Consider the following 19967-nt stretch of genomic DNA (forward strand, 5'->3'; position numbering starts at 1 on the left):
GAGGACCCGCGAGGCCGTGTATACCGCGCGCCTCAAGGTGAAAGGAGTCTGCCTGTGGACGTCTTCGAGCGCATGACGGACTACGACTATGGTGAGGTGCATCTGAAGCGTGATGCCGGCACGGGGCTGCGCGCGATCGTGGCCATCCACGATACGCGGCTCGGACCGGCGCTCGGAGGTTGTCGCTTCCTGAGCTATGCGCGCGAAGAGGACGCGGTCGTCGACGCGCTGCGGCTCGCGCGAGGCATGACCTACAAAGCGGCGCTCGCGGGGATCCCTCATGGCGGCGGGAAATCGGTGCTGATCAAGCCGCCGACGCCCCACTTCGATCGTGCCGCGCTCTTCCTCGCCTTCGGGCGCTTCGTCGAGGATCTCGGCGGGCGGTACATCACAGCCGAGGACTCGGGGACTGGCCTCGAGGACATGGATGTGATCCGCACCGTCACCAAGAACGTGTGCGGTGTCGATCAGCGGAATGGTGGCTCGGGTGATCCTTCTCCGTTCACGGCGCTCGGGGTGCGCCGGGGGATCGAGGCGTGCGTGAAGTTCCGGCTCGGGCGCGGATCGCTCGAAGGCATCCACGTCGCGGTGCAGGGTGTCGGCCACGTGGGCTATCACCTCTGCAAGGAGCTCCACGCGACGGGAGCGCGTATCTCCGTGGCCGACGTCGATCCGCTCAAGGCCGAGCGGGCCAAGCGGGAGTTCGATGCGACGATCGTGAGCCTGGATCAGATCTTCGACGTGGAGTGCGATGTCCTTGCGCCGTGCGCGCTCGGCTCGGCCCTGAACGATCAGACCGTCCCCCGCATCAAGGCTGGGATCATCGCTGGCGCAGCCAACAACCAGCTGGCAACGCCCTCCCACGGGGATGATCTCAACGCCCGCGGCATCCTCTATGCGCCGGACTACGCCATCAACGCTGGGGGTCTGATCAACGTGGCCCTCGAGGTGGAGGGCTACGATGTGGACAAGGCGCGCGAGCGGACGCACAAGATCTACGACACCGTCTACGAGATCGCCGAGCGCAGCAGCAAGACGTTGACCCCCACCTACCGCGTCGCGGATCTGATGGTGGAGGAGAAGCTGGCGCGGCTCGCCAAGCCGAGCTGGCAGCCCCGCAGCTAGTACAGTATCCCCAGGCTCGTCCCGGGTCCTTGGCCAGGCGAACTGCGAAGAATGCCGGGGTGGCGACCATCGGGAGCGTAGGGGGCCGAGAGGCCCCTGATCTAGGGGACGCAGGACGAGTCGAGAGGGGGCTCCCTGCCGAGGGTCCGGTGAGCGAGGTGCCTCACCGGGCTCTCGACCGAGATGCATTCCGAGACCGCGCCGGGTACCTTGGAGAGCGTGACGGATGTGAGCCGATCTGTGCTGGGTTGCTTCCTTGCGGTGTCCCTTCTTCTTGGCGGCTGCTCGACGACGACGGTCAGCCTGCGCGAGGGGCCACGTGAGTACGTCGGTACGGACTACGAGAGCGTGCTCCGCAAGTGGACACGCACCGAGCATTTGATCGCCCTCTCCGAGCTGGAGAACTTTCTCACCGCCACCGCCACCTTCGAGGCCTGGGATTTCCGGTGGGCGTATGCCGTGCGCTACGTGCAGGACTATCGACTCACCCTCGACCAGCGGAAGCAGGTCCTCGAGAAGGCACTTGCCGAGACACAGCAGCGGCATCAGTTCTTCGTGGCCATCCAGGGCGGTGAGCGGCGACATGCGGACCTGACCAAGCCCGAGAGCGCATGGATCGTTCGCCTCATCGACGACACGGGCAACGAGACTGCGCCCGAGGAGATCGTTGCAGTGAGGCGCCCCAACGCGCTGGAGCGCACTTACTATCCGTACAACACCGTCTGGCGTCAGGCGTTCCGCATCCGTTTTCCGCGCTCCAAGGAGGATGGTCGGCCGACGATCTCTCCGCGGGCGAGCTGGGTCGGGTTGCGCTTTGCAGGGGCGCACGGGGCCTCGGAGCTGATCTGGCAGATCGACGGCGATGGCGAGGGGGAAACGAAGCGTGCGGCAGCTGCGCCGCCGACGTCGCGCTGAGCCGCTCAGCGTTCCGCACTGAGCCGCTCAGCGTTCCGCACTGAGCCGCTCAGCGTTCCGCACTGAGCCGCTCAGAGTTCTGCGCTGAGCAGCTGGATCAGCGCGGGGACTTCTTCGAAGAGGCTGCGCAACGTTCGATGTTCCGCGATGAGCAAGAGCGCGCCGCTCGCTGCCGCCCGGGCCGTTGCTGGAGCCTGCTGGCCAGAGAGCAGCGCGCTGGCAAAGAGGATGTCCCCAGGACGTGCCGCCGCGGTGGGGGGCTCGTCGTCTTTCTCGAGCAGCTCGACCGTCCCGGCTCCGATGATGGCCAGCCCTGGTACCGGGTGTCCGCTCAAGAGGAACACCTCCCCTGGCTTCAAGAGCTGCACGCGGAGGCGCTCCAGGACATGACGAAGCTGATCGTCGTCGAGGTCACCGAGCGGACCGATGGTCGCCCCGGCGAAGGCTTGCAGTCGGTCTGCGACCTCTCGGAGGTCGTCGACGACCCACGGGCATGTGCGCAGCGCAATGTCGATGGTGTCCTGATCCCATACGGCGACGCGTGCACCCTCCGCGCCGGCCACGACACGGAGCGGGACGCCTTCGGTCAAGGTTCCACGGGAGGGGACGAGTGTGTGGGGGGTGGCGTGGATCGCAGGAGTGTCCACGATGCTGGTGCACACCGACGCTTCTCCAGCGAGGACCAGCGCAACACCGAATCCGGCAACCTCTTCATCCATCGTCAGTTGCTCGACGCGGGTGGCGCGCGCGAGTTGCTCGTGCATCTCTTCCGGCAGGTCGGCGAAGGCGTCCACGTTCGCCAGGTCCGCTGCCGTGAGCGCGTCTGTCTGCTCCGTGGGGGCGCAGTCGGGCAGCGAGCGCGGCGCACTTCCCGAACTCGAGGTAGGAGAGTCTGTCTTCGGTGGCAGAGGGTCGTGCGTCACCTGTGCAGGAGGCGCCGTTGCCACGGGAGCGTCGATGACGAACGAAGGTTCGGCGTTTGCTTTCTCTTCAGGTCTCTCCGTGGCGCGCCGCATCGGCTCGCTCGTGAGCGGAGCCGAGGGGATGATGGATGCTCTCCGTGGCGCGGAAGGCGCCGGGGGAGGTACCGAGCGGCGAGGGGGTCGAGTCGGGGTGGCTCCGGGAGGCCGTGGTGCGCTCTGCGAGGGGGAGCCGAGAGGCGTTGCGGGGTCGGTAACGGCGGCTGCTGCCTCGGTGGTGACCGGCCCAGGTATGCTTTCCGTCGAGCCAGATGAACTCGAGGTCGCGGCTGGGGCAGTCATTTTCCTGATGGGTGACGGCGCCACGGACGGCGGCGAGGATGTGGACGGTGACGACAGTGACGGCGGCGACATGGTGGACGCTGCCGCGGAGAAGGCCGGAGGAGGGATGGATGCGGTCCGCCGTGCGGGAGCCGCGGGGCGTATGGATGCCGTCGCTCGGGCAGGGGCTGTCGACGGAGCTGGCGCTGTCGGTGTCGCTTGTGCTCCAGGCGAGGTGGGCGACGGTGGCGCAGCCGTCAGCCCTGGTGGTGGGGGCGGCACGGACGCAGTGGGCGGAGGGACCAGGGTCGGACGCTTCGGAAGCTCGGCGAGCTGCGATGGGGTGCCCGCGGCCGAGTCTCCTGGTGTCAGCGGGCCGTTCACCGCTGGGGCAGGGCCTGCCCCTGTCGCAGGAGGCGCGCTCGGGGTGCGGGGGTGAGGCTTTGCATGCTCATTGGCCCCCTCCGGAGGCACGACGAGACCTTGCTTCGGAGGGACAGAGCTGACGGCGGTGGTCAGGCGGCCCGTCGGTGGGGTGCTCACCTTGCGAGCCGATGGCGCCACGGAGGGCTGCGCTTGTGCGGGCTTCCGTTTCAGTGACATCTCGGCGAGGGGAGCTGCCGAGGTCACGACATCGTCCTCGCCCTCCTCCTGCTGGGCGGCTGGCGTCGGACGATGGGCCACCAGGAAGGCGTCCTGCTCGCGGCTGAACACCTCCCCCGCGGAGCGACGCGGAGCAGCGATGGCCTCGTCAGACCATGGATCGAGGATGGGGGCCCGGGGATGCCGTTTCCGCACGGTCTTCGCCACGACGCCTTCGGCTCGACTTGCAGGTGGCAACGAGGGAGGAGCCGGCGCCTCGGAGGGCATGAGGTTGGATTCTCCCTGAGGGAGCTCCAGGGGGCCAGGCGAGGGCGATTCGAGGAGAGCGCCCAGCGGCGAGTTTGCCACCTGAGGTCCGGAGGACTGGAGACGCGGAGGCTGCGACGTCGAGCCAGGGAGCGTGTGCGCACCGGGCGTTGGCAACGTCGACGGTGACGCGGTGAATGGCGTGAGGGTCGGGGGTGAGACGGAGGGAAGGCTGCCCGGGGCTGCGGGGTATGTCGAAGAAGTCGACGTCGCGGTGGTCGGCGTCGGAACAGGCAACGAGGGAAGGTGAGGAACTGGTGGTGGGACCGGGATCGAAAGAGGAACAGGAAGGGGCGTAGCCTGCGCAGGGAAAGGTGGTGCGCCGCTCTGGCCAGCAGGGTACCTGCTCGGATGTATGGAGCCGGTGAGCGCTTGCGCCGTCCCGGCAAGCGTCTGCGCTGGCTCCGAGGATATGAGCGGGACTGGAGGCCCGAACGTGGGCACGGGAGGGTGTGCCGGGATCTCGTAACCGCCGCTCACCCCGACTCCAGGGGGGGATGAGGGCAGGGAAGGCATCCCCGGTGGGAACGACGGCGCGGGTGGAACTCGTGCGAGGGGTGATCCGTGAAGGGATGGAGAAGGCGCTCGCTCGAACTCAATTCCTGCGGTGGGAGATTCCGGAGGAAGCCCTCGCAAGGATTCCTCGAGCGCGCTCACGCACAGACCGATCTCCGAGGCGCGAAATGCCTGACCGGCCGCGCTCGCGGCCTCTGCGGCGCGGCGCAACCAGACGATTGCATCGTTTCGCTCTCCGCGCCCCCACAGCGTTCTCGCCGTAGACAAGCCCCAGACGACGTCTTCATCGTCTTCGGGGTACGGTTCGGGGAGGGCGACCACGTGGTCCGCCATGAGCACCACCTATCATAGGCCCAATCGCGGCCGTTACCTTGAAACTCGCGCATGCCAAGCCACGCTGCCGGCAGCGCCACCACAGAGTGCCCGACCTCGCAGAATGTGCCTACTACACAGCCCTCGCGGGGGCCGTGAAGCGCCCTCTTGACATGCGCACCGCACATTCAGTCCGAGCGCCCATCGCCCAATCCCGACGGCTCCGGGCCGCTGGCCGCGAGCCGGGCGTGCATTTCTTCGACCCCGGCGCGTGAGACATCCTCGCCAGGCATGCGCCGCGCCAGCCACCCGATCAATGTCAGCCCGGCGGCTCGAGCGTCGGGGGGCATCGCGTGCTCAGTTCTGAGGAGGCTCGCGATCTCGGCGATGAGACGGGTGCGCTGCTCTTCCTCCGCCATCCTGCTGCTCCATGAAGCATGAACGGGCGAATGTCAAAGCGCTCGAGTCCATGCATTTTCCGGGCGCAGAGCGCATCACGTCGTGCTCGCGACCCACCATCATCACTACGGCCAGTGCCGGCAACCTCATTACTACGTACCCGTGGCGCGTCTCTACCCGACCCTCCTACCGTGAGTCCTTCATGGTGGAGGGAGAATGGAAAACGTTGCCTACACTGGAGATATGAGGACCTCTCGATCCTTGGCGCCATTGGCGGGGCCCACCAACCCACGCTTTTCCATGGCTTCCACCAGCTTGGCAGCACGGTTGTAGCCGATCCCGAGCTTTCGCTGGATCCATGAGGTGGAGCAGCGGCGCGTGTCGGCGACGATGCGGACGGCTGCGTCGTACATCGCGTCGTTCTCCAGGTCGGTCGCATCAGCCTCGGCGCCATCCTCGTCACGAGGCGCCAGGATCGCCTCGTCGTAGACGGGCTCTCCCTGAGAGCGCAGGAAGTCCGTGATGCGCTGGACCTCCTCCTCGGAGCAAAACGGACATTGCACGCGTCGCGTTTCGTTGGCGCCGTTCATCTTGATCAGCATGTCGCCGCGACCGAGCAGGTGCTCTGCCCCTTGCTCATCGAGGATGGTCCTGCTGTCCACCTTCTGGGCGACGCGGAAGGCGACCCGTGTCGGGAAGTTCGCCTTGATCATCCCGGTGATCACGTCGACGCTCGGACGCTGGGTGGCCAGGATCACGTGCATCCCCGCCGCCCGCGCTTTCTGAGCGAGACGCGCCACGCTCGCTTCGACGTCTTTCCCTTGCTGCATCATCAGATCCGCGAATTCGTCGACGACGATGACGATGAACGGCAGCTTCTCGGGCAGCGTGACATCCGAGCCATCCCTCGCCGCGTCGACCTCCACATCGGTCCCATCCGGGGCTACGGCCGTTACACGGGCTGGCGCTCTGGGAGGCTTGGCTTCACCTCGGCGTACACGCTCGACCCAGCCGTTGTAGGTCGTGATGTTCTTCGTCCCCGCGTTGGCGAAGAGCTGGTAGCGACGTTCCATCTCGTCCACGGCCCACTTGAGGGCGGTGGCCGCCTGCTTCATATCCGTCACCACGGGCAGAAGCATGTGGGGGATCCGATCGAAGGGCGCGAGCTCCACCACCTTGGGATCGATCATCAAGAGGCGCAGGTCCTCGGGTGTCTTGCGAAAGAGCAAGCTCACCAGCATCACGTTGAGGCCCACGCTCTTCCCGGCGCCGGTCGCGCCAGCGACGATCACGTGAGGCATCGACGCGAGATCCGCGAAGTAGGGCGTCCCGATGATGTCCCGCCCGAGGACGCAGGGGAGCGGCGACTTCATCTCCACGAACCGGCGATCCTCCACCAGCTCGCGCAGGTTGACGGGGAGTCGCTGCTCGTTGGGAATCTCGAACCCGATCCGATTCTTCCCTGGAATGGGGGCGACGATACGAACCTTGCGAGACAAGCCGAGGGCGAGATCATCAGCGAGGCCAGCCACCTTGGACACCTTCGTGCCTGGCGCTGGTGACACCTCGAACGTCGTGACGGTGGGCCCAGGATGGATCTCCTCGACCTTGCCGCTCACCCCGTAGTCCGCGAGCGTCTTCTCGAGGAGCTGCGCCATCGCCTTGAGCTGCTCCTCGTCGATCTGCATCCGACCGCCCTGAGCGCTCTCCAGCATGTCGGTGGCCGGGAGGGCGAAGCCCTTTCGCGCAGAAGGGATGACCTTCACCCGCTCTGCTTTTTCGGGCTGAAGTGCCTGGCGGGTGTCGATGATCTGAAGAGCCTCGGGAGTACGGGGGCTCCCGGGAGATCTGACAGCCTGCGGAGCGCTCCCCTCGGCCTCGGTCACCGCGTCGTCGGTCGCCGCGTCTTCGGGACCATGCGATGCGGCCGGGCTGTATCGCTGCGTCCGTTCGACGGAAGCCGCAGACACCTTCTCGACGAGCGGTCGCCGCCCCTTGGGGGCCTCCAAGTCTCGTACTTTCTCTGCCTGAGTGGGGTGCGCTGAGCCTGCAGGGGGCTCTTCTTCGTCGAGCGATGGCTCGTCGCTCCACGCAACACTGCAGGACGCGTCGTCGAGAGACGTGCTGGACGCTGGCGCGTGGTCGGCCAGCGGCAACATCGGGAGAGACTCCTGAGCCCGCGAGGAGGGCGGAGTGTCCTCCGCATCAACGTCGAAGGGGTCTTGCTCCTCGTGCGACGGGTCACCGTTCGCGCTCGCGAGCGGTCGCGTCTTCTCGGAGGGAGTGGTGTCGTGCCGACCGTTCCGAGGGCGTCGTTCCTTGCTCTTCCCTTTCTGGGGCGCGGAAGGGATCAGGTCAGAAGTGCGGACAGCCAGGATCGGTGAGGGGGTAGGGACGTCGTCGTCCTGGGGTGTCATCGGTCGAGGCTGGCTCGCTGCGTCGGCAACATCCTCATCCATTGGGTCGGATGAGGTGAACGGCAGCATGGCGGGGGTCGTGGTGATCTTCGGCCCCGTATCGGCTGGACGACGGTCGCCCTCGTGGATGGCTTTCGCTGAAGGCATCGTCCCGATCGCCGGGGTACTCTCTGGAGGATCGTGACTCTCGAGGCGATCCCCGTCGGGCATGGCGAGGGTCCCGGTGGTGGCGGACGCCGCTTCTTCGGCGGACTCCTGCCCGGAGCCTCGGGTACGCCGGGGGCGCTTGGGCTTGGGGGAGCTGACCTCACTCGGTGCACTGCGCTGCAGGGGGGACTGCTCTGCCCATGAAACCGGAGGCTCCTCTGCGGCGACCGCGATGGGCGTGCTGCTGGAGAGGGAAGGCTCGTCCTCGTCCGAGAGAGCCGCGATGATTGCATCCGGCGTCGAGTGGCGCTCGATCCGAGGCGCCCTCGTGTCTTCATCCGCCTCGCGTCGCTCGATCTCGCGCGCGGCTGTCCATGCACCGAGCAGTGATCGTGCCCAGGTCACGATCTTGGCGACCACGAGCCCCACCAGGTGCTCGATGCGCTGGACCAGCTGGATGAATGAGAAGGTCGCACGACCGATCAGGATCAGGGCGACGACCGTGAGTCCGATGATGTACGACCCCACGCTGGAGAAGAGACCGCGCAGGATTTCGCCGAACAGTTCTCCGACCGCTCCTCCGAGTGGCATCGCGCCGAACACCTGCTTGTCGGGGAAGGCGACGTGCCCGATCGCGGCGAGGACGACGGCCACCACCACGTCGCCACCCAACCGCGAGACGGTTGCGCTGACGGCGCCTTCGTCGGTCCGTCGATGACCATCGAGCCAGCGTCGACCCCCGACCAAGGGGGCAGCGAGCAACGCCAGCTCCAGGGGGAGGAACCACGCGACCGTGCCGAGTGCACCCACGGTCCACCCCGCCAGTGAGGCGCCCACCGGTCCGACCCAGTCCTCACCTGCGATCTCCGGGCGCATCGGGTCCGCACGGAACGACGCGAACGCGAGGACGCAGTAGAGAGCGGAGGTGAGCAGCACCAGGGCGCTCGCCTCCCGAGCGTAGCTGTGACCACGGGAACCCGCAGGGGACGCCGTGGCCGCGCGGCGTGCGACAGCACTCCGGGGGGTCCCAGTGCCGACGGGCGCCGATGCGCCTTTCGCACCGGGCGCGGCAGCGGGCTCGGCCCGCCGCGGAGCGAAGAGAGGAAAGTTCATGCCCACCTGAACCTACCTCACCCCATACCTGTCCCATGGCGGCACTTGCAAGAAAGCAGGTCCACGAGAACTCCGCGGCGGCGAGCTGGCGAGGGAAGCAGTGCTGGCTGAGCTCTGGCGGGGTCGGTAGGGAGAAGCACATCGCCTTGCGACGGGGCCAGTGCGGCGTGGACCTGCTCCCCTGGCTCTGAATCCACCACTGTAGAAGGAGTGTGGCGTCCTGGGAGTGAGGCAGGGCGAGAGGAGCCCGGAAATTCTTTTGATGCAGGTGCCTCGGGCGCTACCATCGCCCTCCTCATTCTCAGGGGACGCATGGCGAGTGGTGGACGAGCAGGGCGGAGCGAGCGCACCGCGAGCTGTTTTCTGTTGTGCGTCCTGGTGAGCGTTGCGTCTCTCGCCAGTGGATGTCGTGTGGATGAAAACGACATTCATCGCTGGGAGACCACGGTGAACGGTCCCGAAAAGCTGAGGGCCGTGTTGACGCACGACAAGTACGAGCCGTCCCTCCAGGTGGAAGCCGCGCTCTCCCTGATTCGGATGAAGCCGCGACAGGGGCGGCATGTCGGGTTCAACATCCTCATCGAAGCGCTCACTCTGGTGCCGGCAGAAGCGAGGCGACCCATCCTGTCCGCCTTGATTCCGACCCTCACCGCCGAGCTGAAGCGACCTCCTCCTTTGGCCGCGCCGCCAGGTCAACCTCCGCCAGAGGATCCGTCCTATCCCTACAAGGATGCGGCGTACGCCTTGCTCTCGGCGGAGCCACCGATCGTCACTGAAGAAGCGCAGCAGCAAAGTCTGAAGACGGCGTTGATCGACTGGTCGCTTGCAGACTTCGAGCGTCGCTTCGACAACCGCCGACAGACCTACGGCATGGAGCAGCTGCTCCGTGTCATGGGAGCCTCAGGTGTCGTAGGACTGCCGAAACTGTTGACCCGTGAAGCGCGGCGGCTGGATCAAATGTCGTCGCTGATCGCAGAGCTCGGGGATGCTGCGACGAAAGCCGAGGCGTCAAGGCAACTCGCCGGACTCGCGCAGTGGATCCTGTCCGAAGACTGGCTGAAGGAGAAAAAGCCAGAGCTTCAGCGAGCCAACGAGGCTTCCAAGCTGGCGCCGACCGCCGAACAGTTTCAAGCGCAGCTCGCGCAGTATCAAGACGAGGAGTTTTTTCGGCTCCTGGGCTCGATGCGAAAGCTAGGCGGTCGACCAGTCGTCGACCTTCTGTTGAGGATCGCTGCCGACAAAACGCAAGGCGAGAAGCGTCGCCAAGCTGCGCTCGCTGCCCTGGAGAAGCAGCTCGACAAGAGCAATCCAGACGACCTTCGCGGCATTTTCGAGATCGTCACATCCGATCCGCCAGATGCGGTGCTCGACCAGGCTTTCCGGCGCATCGGTGAGCTGCCGCGAGCAGAAGTCGCGAACAAGCTCTATGGCCTCTTCAAGACGGACAAGTGGAAGGTCCGTCGTGCTGCAGCGGCAACCCTGCTGAAGCTCTCGAACGTCTCCCATGTGGACGAGTTCATGAGCAAGCTGCCCGGTCCTCGTGGCTTTGCGCTACCAGAGGCGATTACCTACGGCGCCCTGCTCGGAGACCTGAAAGAGGGCTCAGTTCTCGATGCCTTGCGACCACATTTTTCCAGTGGCTCGTCGTCTGCGAGGACGAGTGCCCTTGCTTACTACTTCACGTTTGGAACCTCGGAGGATGCGAGCGCGCTCGCTCCTTTCGGATCGGACCCAACGAGAGCGCCCACGTGTGACGCCGACCCGGACTGTTCGTGGCGTTGTGAGGTCCTGAAGGAGGGTTCCAGCGAGCGGGAACAGAAGGAGATCAACACGGTGGGCGAGTTCGTGCGGTACTGCGTGGAGCCGGCCGTACGAGAGCGCAACCCTGAACCGAAGCAGGGAAAAAACGTCGGGCTCGAGAAGACCGAGTAGTGCGAGGAGAAGCTGTTCGAGGAGAAACGAAGTGGCACGTGGCGGTCTGCTTGTGTCGACCGACCAACCGGACGACCAATGACTAGAGCCTTGCTGGACGAGGGGGTGCTGCGGGGATGCTTCCCAGCGCCTTTCCTTCTCCGCTATCGTCGAGTGGGAAGAGATGAGCTCTGATCCGAATAAAAAGAGCGCACGAACGTTCCAGTGCCGCGACGTCCTCTGGGAGACGTTCGAGCAGATGGCCCGCGAGCTGGAGTGCTCCATCGACTACCTCATCAATGAGTCGATGAAGCAGTACGCTCGGCAGCGGAGCTACAGTCCGCGGGTGCCATCGGCTGCCGGCCGCGCCGATGGTGCGCCTGGCTCTGGCCAGCACGCCTTGAGTGGCGCTGGTGGCTCTCCGCCGCCTCCGGCGCCTCAACCGCCGATGCTGCCGCCGCAGTCGAACTTCTCGCCTGCTCCGCCACCACCCGCTTACAGCTCGGCACCAGCCGCGCCGCCACCGCCTCCCCTGGTGGGGACTCCGGGAGGGCTGCCGCCACCGCCACCACCAAACGCATACGGTGCGCCGCCGGGCTATGCGACGCCTCCACCAGGGCTTGCGACATCTCCACCACCTCCGGCTCGTCCGGGGGCTCCGCCTCCGCCACCGCCTGGCCTCCCGGGTGCGGCAACGAAAAGACCGAGCCTTCCGGCACCTCCCCCACCGGTACCCGGTCGGGTGGGCGCTCCACCGCCACCACCGCCGACAAGTGGCGCACGGATGGGTGGGCCGCCGCCACCGCCGCCTCCTCCTCCGGGCGGAGCGCCGACGATGCGCCCAGGAATGCCTCCCGGAGTGAGTCGTTCGGCTCCTCCTCCGCCACCCCCTGGGCCCCCAGCGCCCCTTGGCGGCGGAGGTTATGGCCCGCCGGGCATGATGTCCCCCGGAATGTCACCCCCAGGGCTCATGTCGCCTCCAGGGTTGCCTCCTGGGATGGGTCCGCCGGCGATGCCGCCCCCGGCTGGATATCCACCCGCGCCAGGGGGCATGACGCCTCCGCCGCTTGGAGGACCTCCTGGTACGAGTCCGCTTCCCGCAGGGCCCGCAGGAGGGGGAGCACTCAGCCCGCCCCTCTACTCGATCTATGGCGGTCAGCGCGCCCTCGTGAACAAGGATCGCTACATCATCGGTCGAGGGAAGCAGAGCAGCGACCTCACGATCAAGGATCCGAACGTGTCACGGCAGCACGCGATGGTGGAGTACCTGAACGGCCAGTACTACATGGTCGACATGGGCTCGACCAACGGCGTCGAGTACAACGGACAGAGGATTTCGCGAAAGCTGATCATGGAAGGGGACCTGTTCCGCATCTGTGATCACGAAGTGCGGTTTTCCTACCGCTGAAGGGAGCCGCCGGGTGGATCTCGTCCATCCGGTAGCCTGGCGTTTGCTTCCCATGGCGTTGCGGCGTCGCTTCACCAACCCGTCTCTTCTGTGGCACGCTCAGCGCTATGTCGCGGTGATGGTAGGCGCCATTGGCGCGGTCCATCTTTCTCTCATCGCGACCTCCGAGGCAGAGCCCTCGCGGAGTGAACGCTCTCCCCCCTGGATTGCACCGGACGTCGAGCCCTTTCCTGCGGGGGTTCGCAGTGTGCGCACCCGCGAAGTCGAGCATCCGATCTTTCACGCTCCTGGCGTGTCGACAGCAAGACGTGGTTCCGCACATATCGGGGCGACACTGCCCGTCTTCGCAGCCCGCAAAGCGGAGGGCTGTGTGGCTCGCTGGATCCAGATTGGTCCGTCAGCCTGGCTCTGTGAAGACACGACGGAGCTGTCGCGTGCCGAGCCCCTGAGTCCTCACATGCGAACCTGGCAGGACTCAGCAGACGGTCTGCCGTTTCAGTATTACTTCGTCGGTCCAGACGGAACGTTCGGATACAAGCGCATCGAACAGGCAGATGTTGGTGAGCCCGATGTGCAGCTGGAGCCAGGCTTCGCTGTGGCCATCGTCGAGGAGCGATTGGTAGGGGGGGGACGCTACGGTCGGACGCACGGTGGTTCATGGCTCCCCATGCGCGATCTCGGGCGCATTCAGAGCTTTGCATTTCAGGGGATCGAGCTTCCGAGCGGGACTACCGACCTGACGTTCGCATGGGTGGTAGCCGATGTCGCGAGAGTCTTCAGACGGATCGGTGAGCAGACCTTCCAGTCGACCACAGAGAGCCGCGCGAGACTGGAGCGGGTGATGGTGCATGATGAGATCGACTCGTTTTCAGGTCGGTTCGTGCGCGTCTCTTTCGGAGCCGAGGAGCCCGGGAGTGCAACATCAGGCAAAGCGGTCGAGCGGTGGATGTCGGCGCGGGATCTGGCACGACCTCGGGTGACACTCCCACCAGCAGAAGTGGATGCTGATGCAGGAGAGCACTGGATTGACGTGGAGCTGTCGTCTCAGACGCTCGTGGCCTACGAAGGAAGGCATCCCGCATTTGCCACGCTCGTCTCGACGGGTAAGGGCAAGAAGGGTTCATCGACCGCGACGCCAACGGGTACGTTCCGGGTCTGGGCGAAGTTGCTCACGTCGAACATGGACAACCTCGAGGATGAAGCGGCTTCACGGTACTACCGGATGGAGGATGTCCCCTACGTGCAGTACTTCCACAAAGGCGTAGGGTTGCATGGAGCATTCTGGCACCGGTCTTTGGGTCGTGTGCGGAGCCATGGGTGCGTGAATCTTTCACCGCTGGATGCTCAACGTCTGTTCTGGTGGACGGCTCCGCGCCTGCCAGCAGGTTGGACGGCGGTCCTCCCTGTCGCGCACGATCGGGGCGCGGTCATTCGCGTCAGGTAATCCGATGGTCTCGATCGTCACGGCGGTCCGCGATCTCAACCGACTTCGTCAGATCTACCTGGTGCTCGTGCGGCACGGGTTTGGCGAGGTCGCCCAGCGTCTTGGTTTTCGTGGTCGCCGTGGCGAAGACGCTCAGCTCAGGGCCATCTCGGCCGGAGCGCTCGGAAAGCCAGATGCCATCGAAGGAGGCGATGCGGGAGACGGTTCCATCGATGTGGTGGTCTCTGAGGAAGAAGAACTCCGAGGAGAGGAAGCGCGCCGCAAGACCTCGCCAGCTGCGCGGGTGCGGATGTGCGCAATGGAGCTCGGCCCATCCTTCGTCAAGCTGGGGCAGATCGCCTCCACACGCACCGATCTTCTCCCGAGGGAGTGGATCGATGAGCTGAAGAAGCTGCAGGACGAAGTCACGCCGCTACCCTTCGAAGAGATCAAGGTCGCCGTCGAGGCGTCACTCGGTGCATCGCTCGGCGAGCTCTACGAGCGATTTGATGAGCGCCCGCTGGCGGCGGCTTCGATCGGTCAGGTACACCGCGCCGTACTTCGCCACAGCGAGGGCCTGAAGGACGTGGTGGTCAAGGTTCAGCGTCCAGGGGTCCGGACGACGGTGGCGCGCGATCTGGAGCTACTGCACGCCTTGGCGATGCTCGTCGAACGTGCCATTCCCGAGTCCAAGCTCTATTCCCCGGTTGAATTGGTGAATCAGTTCGATCGAGCGATCACCTGCGAGTTGGACTTCTCTCTCGAGGCCGACAACGCAGCTCGTTTCAGGCGGAACTTCGCCGGATACAAGACGCCCGAGCCCGAGACGACCTCAACGCGTGGAGATGTCTCCAGCGTCGTGGAGATGCAGCGAGCAAGCGAGTCGACCAACTCCGTCGTGTTTCCCCACGTCTACCGCGAAGTATCGTCGAAGCAGGTGCTCACCCTGGAGTTTCTACCTGGCTTGAAGGTCCACGATGCCATCCAGTCGAGAGGTCACAAGGGGCCCTTGATTGCCAAGGCTGCTGTTGGCGTCGTGATCAAGATGATCTTCGAGGACGGCTTTTTTCATGCCGATCCTCACCCTGGGAACATCTTGATCATGGGTGATCCAGAGCGGCCAGTGTTCGGCCTGATTGATCTGGGAATGGTCGGGAGACTCTCGCCGGAGATGCGAGATCGGACCGTCGATTTGATGATCGCAGCGGTTCGGCAAGATCACATCGGTGTCGCTGACGCGCTCTATGCCATTGGAACGCCGACACGAAAGGTCGAGATGCGCGCGTACCGCGCTCACGTGTCGATCCTGTCTGAAAAATATCTCGGACGTCCGCTCAAGGAGATCGATCTCGCGGCGATGATCAGCGACCTGATCCAGGGAGCGACCAAGTTTGGTATCGAGATCCCTGCCGACTTTCTGCTCGTCGGAAAAGCGTTGATGACGATCGAGGGGGTCGGGAAAGAGATCGACCCTGATCTTGATGTGATGGGAGAGGCCCGTCCGTACTTCCTCGACCTGTTGCGACAGCGATACTCACCCGAACGAATTGGGATGGAGCTGTGGCGCGGGGTGAATCAGCTGTCGACCGCGGCTTATGACCTGCCGCAGCAGACACGCGAAGTGCTGGAGGACTTGAGGCTTGGCCGCCTGACCGTCCAGACGAGTGACTCCTCGCTTCCTGCCACGGTCGACCGCCTGGGACGTCGGCTCTTTGCTGGCTTGGTGGTGAGTGCCTTCGTGCTCTCAGGCACGTGGCTCATCGCCACGGGGACTCAGCTCGTCCTCGGTGGCGTGCTGCTCGGATTCGGGGGAGCTTACCTGCTGTTGCACGTCACGCAGGACATGCTGCGTCGCTGGCACTAGCGGGGCGCTGAAGAATCACGGCGTCCTTCAGCACCCTGCTGGGCCAGGGCACGGAGCCCCAATGGCCAATTCAGTTACTTGATCTGGCCCTGGAGCATGAAGGCGATGACCCAGGCCAGGAGCACGAGCGACTCGATGAGCGCGAGGCCGAGGATCATCGGGGTCTGGATTCGGGCGGCTGCCCCAGGATTGCGGGAGATCCCTTCGAGGGCTGCCGCCGCTGCGCGACCCTGGCCCAGGGTGCCACCGAGGGCTGCGAGGCCGACCGCGAACCCGGCGGCGATCGCCAGCATCGAGTTCGTGTCGAACTGGTTGGACGCTGCATCCTGTGCCATCGCCATTGCGGGGAAGAGGACCACCGCGGTGGCGATCATGACGGACAGGGACAGCTTGCTCTTCAGCGACATCCGATTCTGCTCCTTGTAACCATCAGGCCACGCAGGCCGAGATGGGGTGTTCTTCTGCGTGGGTCAGGGATCCGCGCGCGCGGGTCCTTAGCCCGAAATCAGCGGGTTGGCTAGCCCTTCATGGCGGGTGTTTCGAAGCCATGAGGGCGCCTCATGCTCAGTGGTGATGCTCGTGCTTCTCCGTGGCCAGACCGATGTAGATGCAGCTCAGCAGACAGAAGACCAGGGTCTGCACGAGGATGACGATCACCGCGAGGAACATGATCGGGACCGGCACCAGCACCGCGATGAGACCAAGGAAGATGCTCCCAACGAGGTGATCGACGCCGATATTGACCATGAGACGAACTGCCAGAGTGACTGGCCGAACGCAGGTCGAGATGAGTTCGACAGGGAAGATGAGCGGCGCCAGATACCATTTCGGCCCCGCCAGGTGGGCGATGTATGCCCAGCCATTTTCCTTCAGCCCATAGTAGTTGAACGCCAGGAAGATGAAGAGGGCGCAGCCGACCGTGACGTTCAAGCTGGAGGTCGGAGGATTGAAGCCCGGCAGGAGCGAGGTGGCGTTGGAGAAGAAGATGAATGCTGCCGAGCCGCCAATGATGGGGAAGTAACGTTTGGCGTTGTCTGCCCCCATGATGTCGCGAGCCATGTTGTAGAAGAAGCCGAAGAACGCTTCGAAGAAGGTTCGGAGCGTGAGCTTCTCCTCGGGGATGACGGTCTCATCCAGGCGCTGGAACTTGGCTCGCACCTCAATCGCCAGGAGGATGAAGACGATCATCACGAGCAAGCTCATGAAGATTGGCTCCAGTCCTCGGTAATCGAGCCGGTGGTGTCCCACGAAGCTGTGGCCCAGGTTGCGCGCGTTCTCACGCAGACCGGGGAGCATCGCGAGTAGATAGGTCAGAAATCCTGTGTGCTCGGGCATGGCTTTGGGGGGGCGCGCGTTGCCGAAGGAGGCGTGTTCCCGCTAAGTTTGGGCGTCGCCACTCGGGAGCGAGGCTGTTTCCCTGGAATTACCGGGCTCGCGTCTACCACAGTCGGCTGAGGCGGTCACCTCTCCTGTTCAATCTCGACGCGGACGCTTCAAACTGGCGCGACCCGGCCGTTCCTGGGTGAAGAGACCCTGAAGGCGGCTTTCTGAAGAGGGGGTTCGTCGTTCAGAACGACTCGAACTGGGACTTCTCGTTCGTTTCGTTCTCGCTCAGGGCCTTGACCTCGGCTCGTGATCGTCGGGGGGCTTCGGTCCGAACAGTGAACCGAGCGTGATGCCGACGATGAGAGCGCTGAATCCCACGGTGAGCGACAGCGGAGGGACGACGTTGGTTCGAAGGATCAGCCAGACAGCGCCAATGAGTCCAACCACCTTGATGACGGCGATGACCGCCCAGGGAGCCGCGTTGCCCCGTCGTCCGATGAAGGCGTCGACGATCTTTGCGAAAACATAGAGGTTCAGCACCGCTATGCATCCGCCCAGGCCTACGCCCAGGGCCACGCGCGGACTGTAGGAGAAGAGCGCTCCCAGTGTCAGGACAGCCGTCGTGGCGGCAACTGCCACGAGGGCTGCGCGCATGGAAGCATCGAGGCCATCCTTCGGTCGCGCCGGAGCAAGATCCCCCTCCTGTCGAACGTCGAAGGGAGACTCGTCGTGCTGCTTCCGACTCATCGTTTCGCTCCTTCGCTCTCTTGTCCTGTCCCGCGCTCAGGGTCGGGCGGGGAGGGTGAGTCGAGGTCGTTTGAAGCGTGGGATGCGCTCTCGCCCCTTATCGGGTCAACATCGCTTGGTGAAGGACTCCCGTAGCGTGGCAGAGGATTCCCTTGCTCACGCTCCTCCCGTTCCGTTTCGGCGCGCATGTCTCGCACACTCCGCAAGATTGCTTTGACCGCGGCTCCGACGCCGAAGGCCGACCACAGGAGTGTCATCCATGGAGAGATGCCCAGCTTTCCGTCGAGCCATCGACCGACAAATAGGCCAAGCAGAATCGAGAGAACAATCTCGAGGCCGAGCGTCCCGAAGTTTCCGACGGACTTCCACTCTTGTTTCATCGCTCTCTGTGCAGCCTGCGACAGGATCGAATGACCATCGATCCAGCGACTACGTGGCGTTGACCGGACGGGTGGAGATCATGGCGGGGGGGCCTGGTCGTCGCGTCGTGAGATGAGCGCCTGCAGCGCTGGTTTCAGCGCCAAAACGGCCTGGCTGCGATGACTGATCTCATTTTTCGCGTCTTGACCGAGTTCCGCCAGCGTCTGGTTGAGCCCTTCAACCTGGAAGAGGGGATCGTAGCCGAAGCCGCCCGTGCCACGCGGCTCTTCGTTGATCCAGCCTTCGCAGCGCCCCTCGGCAAGAATCGGGTGATCGGGTCTGCGCGGCTCCAGAAGGACCATGACGCAGCGAAACCGAGCTCGTCGTGCATCCGGCTTCACGCCGTTCAGTGCCGACAGCAGTTTCGCGTTGTTCGCCTGATCTGTGGCCGTCTCGCCTGCATAGCGAGCAGAGCGGACGCCCGGCTGGCCACCGAGAGCGTCGACTTCCAGGCCGGCATCTTCCGCGAGTGTGAGCAGGTTTGCCGCCTTCGCGGCGGCGCGTGCCTTGATGAGTGCGTTCTCCTCGAACGTGAGACCATCTTCCGGCACCGGAGGCTGGTTCGGCAGGACGTCTGCAAGGGAGACGAGCTGAAGGGGAAGGTCTGCAAGCAAAGCGCGCAGTTCGGCCAGTTTTCCGCGGTTGGTGGTCGCGAGCAGCAAGCAGGGCAAATCGGGGTTCACAGGACGACCCAGCGTTCGGGCTGAAACAGCATGGGAAGGTCGACGCCTGCGTGCGCGAGCGCCTCGAGCTGCGTTTTGGCGAGTGCCCGCACGCCGACGAAGCCGAGATCGATCATGCGATCCATCTCGTGACGTGGGATCGCTTCGTCTTCGGCGGTGGCCTGCACCTCGACGATACCGCCACGGGGTGTGGCGACGAGGTTCAGATCCACGCGCGCAGTGCTGTCCTCCGTGTAGACGAGGTCGAGCGCCAGTCCTTCCTCGAGGTGGCCGACGCTGATGGCTGTCACTTGATCACGCAACACCGGCTCGGTCAGGAGACCACTGCCATGGAGCCGGCTGAGGGCGAGCGCGAGTGCGATGAAGCCACCGGTGATCGAGGCTGTCCGTGTTCCCCCATCTGCCTCGAGGACGTCGCAGTCAATCGTGATGGACATCTCTCCCAGGCGCCGAAGATCCAGCGCAGCGCGCAGGGAGCGTCCGATGAGTCGCTGGATTTCCTGAGTACGTCCGCTGGGGGCTTTGCCTCGTCCATCCCGGGATTCGCGCCTGGTCGGGCTGGAGCGCGGGTGCATCTGGTACTCGGCCGTCAGCCATCCACGACCTTTCCCCGCCATCCAGGGGGGAACCGTTGGATCGACAGAGGCCGTACAGAGCACCACGGTCCGGCCAGCTCGGTACAGGACGGAGCCTTCTGCGTTTCGTTGGAAGCCCGTGGTGACTTCGACGGGGCGGGGTTGATCAGCGGCGCGGCCATCCAGGCGATTCACGGCCTCGCCCTTACCACAATCTTCACCAGGTCGTCGCCCAGAGCTCAGCGTAAGTACCGGTTCCACTGCTGCGCCCTGTGTCCGGGAGCTGAACTGCAAGCACCGTCCGCTTCGGGCCTTCGCAGAAATAGGCTCCACCCTGGTGGATCGCGAGAATCTGGCCCCCCTGTGTGCGGACCACGGGGGCGTCCGGCCACTCCTCCCGGCGCTTCAAGTAGTCGAGCGTGGGGCTTGCCCGAGGCGGGATGTCGCCGCGCTCATACGCACGAATGGCACGCTCAGCATTGCCGTAGGCCGCCTCTTCACTCTTGGGTAGCTCGA

17 protein-coding genes are annotated in these 19967 nt (G+C 64.8%); 7 read left to right on the forward strand and 10 right to left on the reverse strand.

Annotated features, from left to right (window positions below):
- Positions 1-54: 54 nt before the first annotated feature.
- Positions 55-1125: a Leu/Phe/Val dehydrogenase gene (locus CMC5_RS03545; protein ID WP_082362203.1), complete on the forward strand. Its 1071-nt coding sequence runs from the start codon at positions 55-57 to the stop codon at positions 1123-1125.
- A gap of 261 nt (positions 1126-1386) precedes the next feature.
- Positions 1387-2040 carry a hypothetical protein gene (locus tag CMC5_RS03550; RefSeq protein WP_245678267.1) on the forward strand — a complete coding sequence of 218 codons (654 nt, stop codon included), beginning with the start codon at positions 1387-1389 and terminating at the stop codon, positions 2038-2040.
- A 71-nt stretch (positions 2041-2111) separates the two neighbouring features.
- Here the strand turns inward: CMC5_RS03550 and CMC5_RS03555 are convergent, their stop codons facing one another.
- Positions 2112-3056 carry a cyclic nucleotide-binding domain-containing protein gene (locus CMC5_RS03555; protein ID WP_050429095.1) on the reverse strand — a complete coding sequence of 315 codons (945 nt, stop codon included), beginning with the start codon at positions 3054-3056 and terminating at the stop codon, positions 2112-2114.
- A 196-nt stretch (positions 3057-3252) separates the two neighbouring features.
- Here CMC5_RS03555 and CMC5_RS45635 point away from each other — a divergent pair, with 196 nt between their 5' ends.
- On the forward strand, positions 3253-3720 hold the full coding sequence (locus tag CMC5_RS45635) for a hypothetical protein (RefSeq protein ID WP_169796447.1): 468 nt from the start codon (positions 3253-3255) through the stop codon (positions 3718-3720).
- Between the two features lie 1486 nt (positions 3721-5206).
- Here CMC5_RS45635 and CMC5_RS03565 read toward each other — a convergent pair.
- Positions 5207-5437: a hypothetical protein gene (locus CMC5_RS03565; RefSeq protein ID WP_050429097.1), complete on the reverse strand. Its 231-nt coding sequence runs from the start codon at positions 5435-5437 to the stop codon at positions 5207-5209.
- A 210-nt stretch (positions 5438-5647) separates the two neighbouring features.
- Positions 5648-9094, reverse strand: coding sequence for an FtsK/SpoIIIE family DNA translocase (locus tag CMC5_RS03570; protein ID WP_050429098.1), 3447 nt, complete (start codon positions 9092-9094; stop codon positions 5648-5650).
- 411 nt (positions 9095-9505) lie between these two features.
- Here CMC5_RS03570 and CMC5_RS03575 point away from each other — a divergent pair, with 411 nt between their 5' ends.
- Positions 9506-11026 (forward strand): hypothetical protein, encoded by a 1521-nt coding sequence (locus CMC5_RS03575; protein ID WP_245678268.1) that lies wholly within the window; start codon positions 9506-9508, stop codon positions 11024-11026.
- Positions 11027-11301: 275 nt separating this feature from the next.
- Here CMC5_RS03575 and CMC5_RS48315 read toward each other — a convergent pair whose 3' ends face one another.
- Entirely contained in the window at positions 11302-11964 is a 663-nt protein-coding gene (locus CMC5_RS48315) for a hypothetical protein (protein WP_050429100.1), read from the reverse strand.
- A 38-nt stretch (positions 11965-12002) separates the two neighbouring features.
- Between CMC5_RS48315 and CMC5_RS03585 the strand changes: the two genes are divergently transcribed.
- Genes CMC5_RS03585 through CMC5_RS03595 form a run of 3 tightly spaced genes read left to right on the forward strand, consistent with a single transcriptional unit; the run spans position 12003 to position 15700 of the window.
- A complete protein-coding gene (locus CMC5_RS03585; protein WP_156338148.1) occupies positions 12003-12413 on the forward strand; it encodes an FHA domain-containing protein in 411 nt (136 codons plus the stop codon).
- A gap of 13 nt (positions 12414-12426) precedes the next feature.
- Positions 12427-13857 (forward strand): L,D-transpeptidase, encoded by a 1431-nt coding sequence (locus tag CMC5_RS03590; RefSeq protein WP_245678269.1) that lies wholly within the window; start codon positions 12427-12429, stop codon positions 13855-13857.
- A gap of 4 nt (positions 13858-13861) precedes the next feature.
- Positions 13862-15700, forward strand: a complete 1839-nt coding sequence (locus CMC5_RS03595; RefSeq protein ID WP_050429103.1) for an ABC1 kinase family protein — start codon at positions 13862-13864, stop codon at positions 15698-15700.
- Positions 15701-15774: 74 nt separating this feature from the next.
- Here the strand turns inward: CMC5_RS03595 and CMC5_RS03600 are convergent, their stop codons facing one another.
- From CMC5_RS03600 to rph, 6 genes are all read right to left on the reverse strand, one after another.
- On the reverse strand, positions 15775-16107 hold the full coding sequence (locus CMC5_RS03600; RefSeq protein WP_050429104.1) for an ATP synthase F0 subunit C: 333 nt from the start codon (positions 16105-16107) through the stop codon (positions 15775-15777).
- Positions 16108-16264: 157 nt separating this feature from the next.
- A complete protein-coding gene (gene atpB, locus CMC5_RS03605; protein WP_050429105.1) occupies positions 16265-17035 on the reverse strand; it encodes a F0F1 ATP synthase subunit A in 771 nt (256 codons plus the stop codon).
- 276 nt (positions 17036-17311) lie between these two features.
- A complete protein-coding gene (locus tag CMC5_RS03610; protein WP_169796448.1) occupies positions 17312-17680 on the reverse strand; it encodes an ATP synthase subunit I in 369 nt (122 codons plus the stop codon).
- Positions 17681-17769: 89 nt separating this feature from the next.
- Positions 17770-18153, reverse strand: coding sequence for an AtpZ/AtpI family protein (locus CMC5_RS41955; RefSeq protein WP_082362207.1), 384 nt, complete (start codon positions 18151-18153; stop codon positions 17770-17772).
- Between the two features lie 78 nt (positions 18154-18231).
- Complete coding sequence (gene rdgB / locus CMC5_RS03615) at positions 18232-18876, reverse strand: RdgB/HAM1 family non-canonical purine NTP pyrophosphatase (protein ID WP_050429107.1); 645 nt, start codon at positions 18874-18876, stop codon at positions 18232-18234.
- Positions 18873-19646 (reverse strand): ribonuclease PH, encoded by a 774-nt coding sequence (rph, locus tag CMC5_RS03620; protein WP_050429108.1) that lies wholly within the window; start codon positions 19644-19646, stop codon positions 18873-18875. Before rph ends, rdgB begins: the two co-directional genes overlap by 4 nt.
- Positions 19647-19967 lie beyond the last annotated feature (321 nt).

The organism is Chondromyces crocatus (genome assembly GCF_001189295.1).
Taxonomy (GTDB): domain Bacteria; phylum Myxococcota_A; class Polyangia; order Polyangiales; family Polyangiaceae; genus Chondromyces; species Chondromyces crocatus.

Excerpts from the sequence above, each read along its gene's own strand:
- CMC5_RS03610 (WP_169796448.1), bottom strand. The coding sequence starts at position 17,680 with ATGCGCGCAGCCCTCGTGGCAGTTGCCGCCACGACGGCTGTCCTGACA.
- CMC5_RS03555 (WP_050429095.1), bottom strand. The coding sequence starts at position 3,056 with ATGCGGCGCGCCACGGAGAGACCTGAAGAGAAAGCAAACGCCGAACCT.
- atpB (WP_050429105.1), bottom strand. The coding sequence starts at position 17,035 with ATGCCCGAGCACACAGGATTTCTGACCTATCTACTCGCGATGCTCCCC.
- CMC5_RS41955 (WP_082362207.1), bottom strand. The coding sequence starts at position 18,153 with ATGAAACAAGAGTGGAAGTCCGTCGGAAACTTCGGGACGCTCGGCCTC.
- CMC5_RS03600 (WP_050429104.1), bottom strand. The coding sequence starts at position 16,107 with ATGTCGCTGAAGAGCAAGCTGTCCCTGTCCGTCATGATCGCCACCGCG.
- CMC5_RS45635 (WP_169796447.1), top strand. The coding sequence starts at position 3,253 with ATGCTTTCCGTCGAGCCAGATGAACTCGAGGTCGCGGCTGGGGCAGTC.
- CMC5_RS03585 (WP_156338148.1), top strand. The coding sequence starts at position 12,003 with ATGGGTCCGCCGGCGATGCCGCCCCCGGCTGGATATCCACCCGCGCCA.
- CMC5_RS03565 (WP_050429097.1), bottom strand. The coding sequence starts at position 5,437 with ATGGCGGAGGAAGAGCAGCGCACCCGTCTCATCGCCGAGATCGCGAGC.
- CMC5_RS03595 (WP_050429103.1), top strand. The coding sequence starts at position 13,862 with ATGGTCTCGATCGTCACGGCGGTCCGCGATCTCAACCGACTTCGTCAG.
- CMC5_RS03570 (WP_050429098.1), bottom strand. The coding sequence starts at position 9,094 with ATGAACTTTCCTCTCTTCGCTCCGCGGCGGGCCGAGCCCGCTGCCGCG.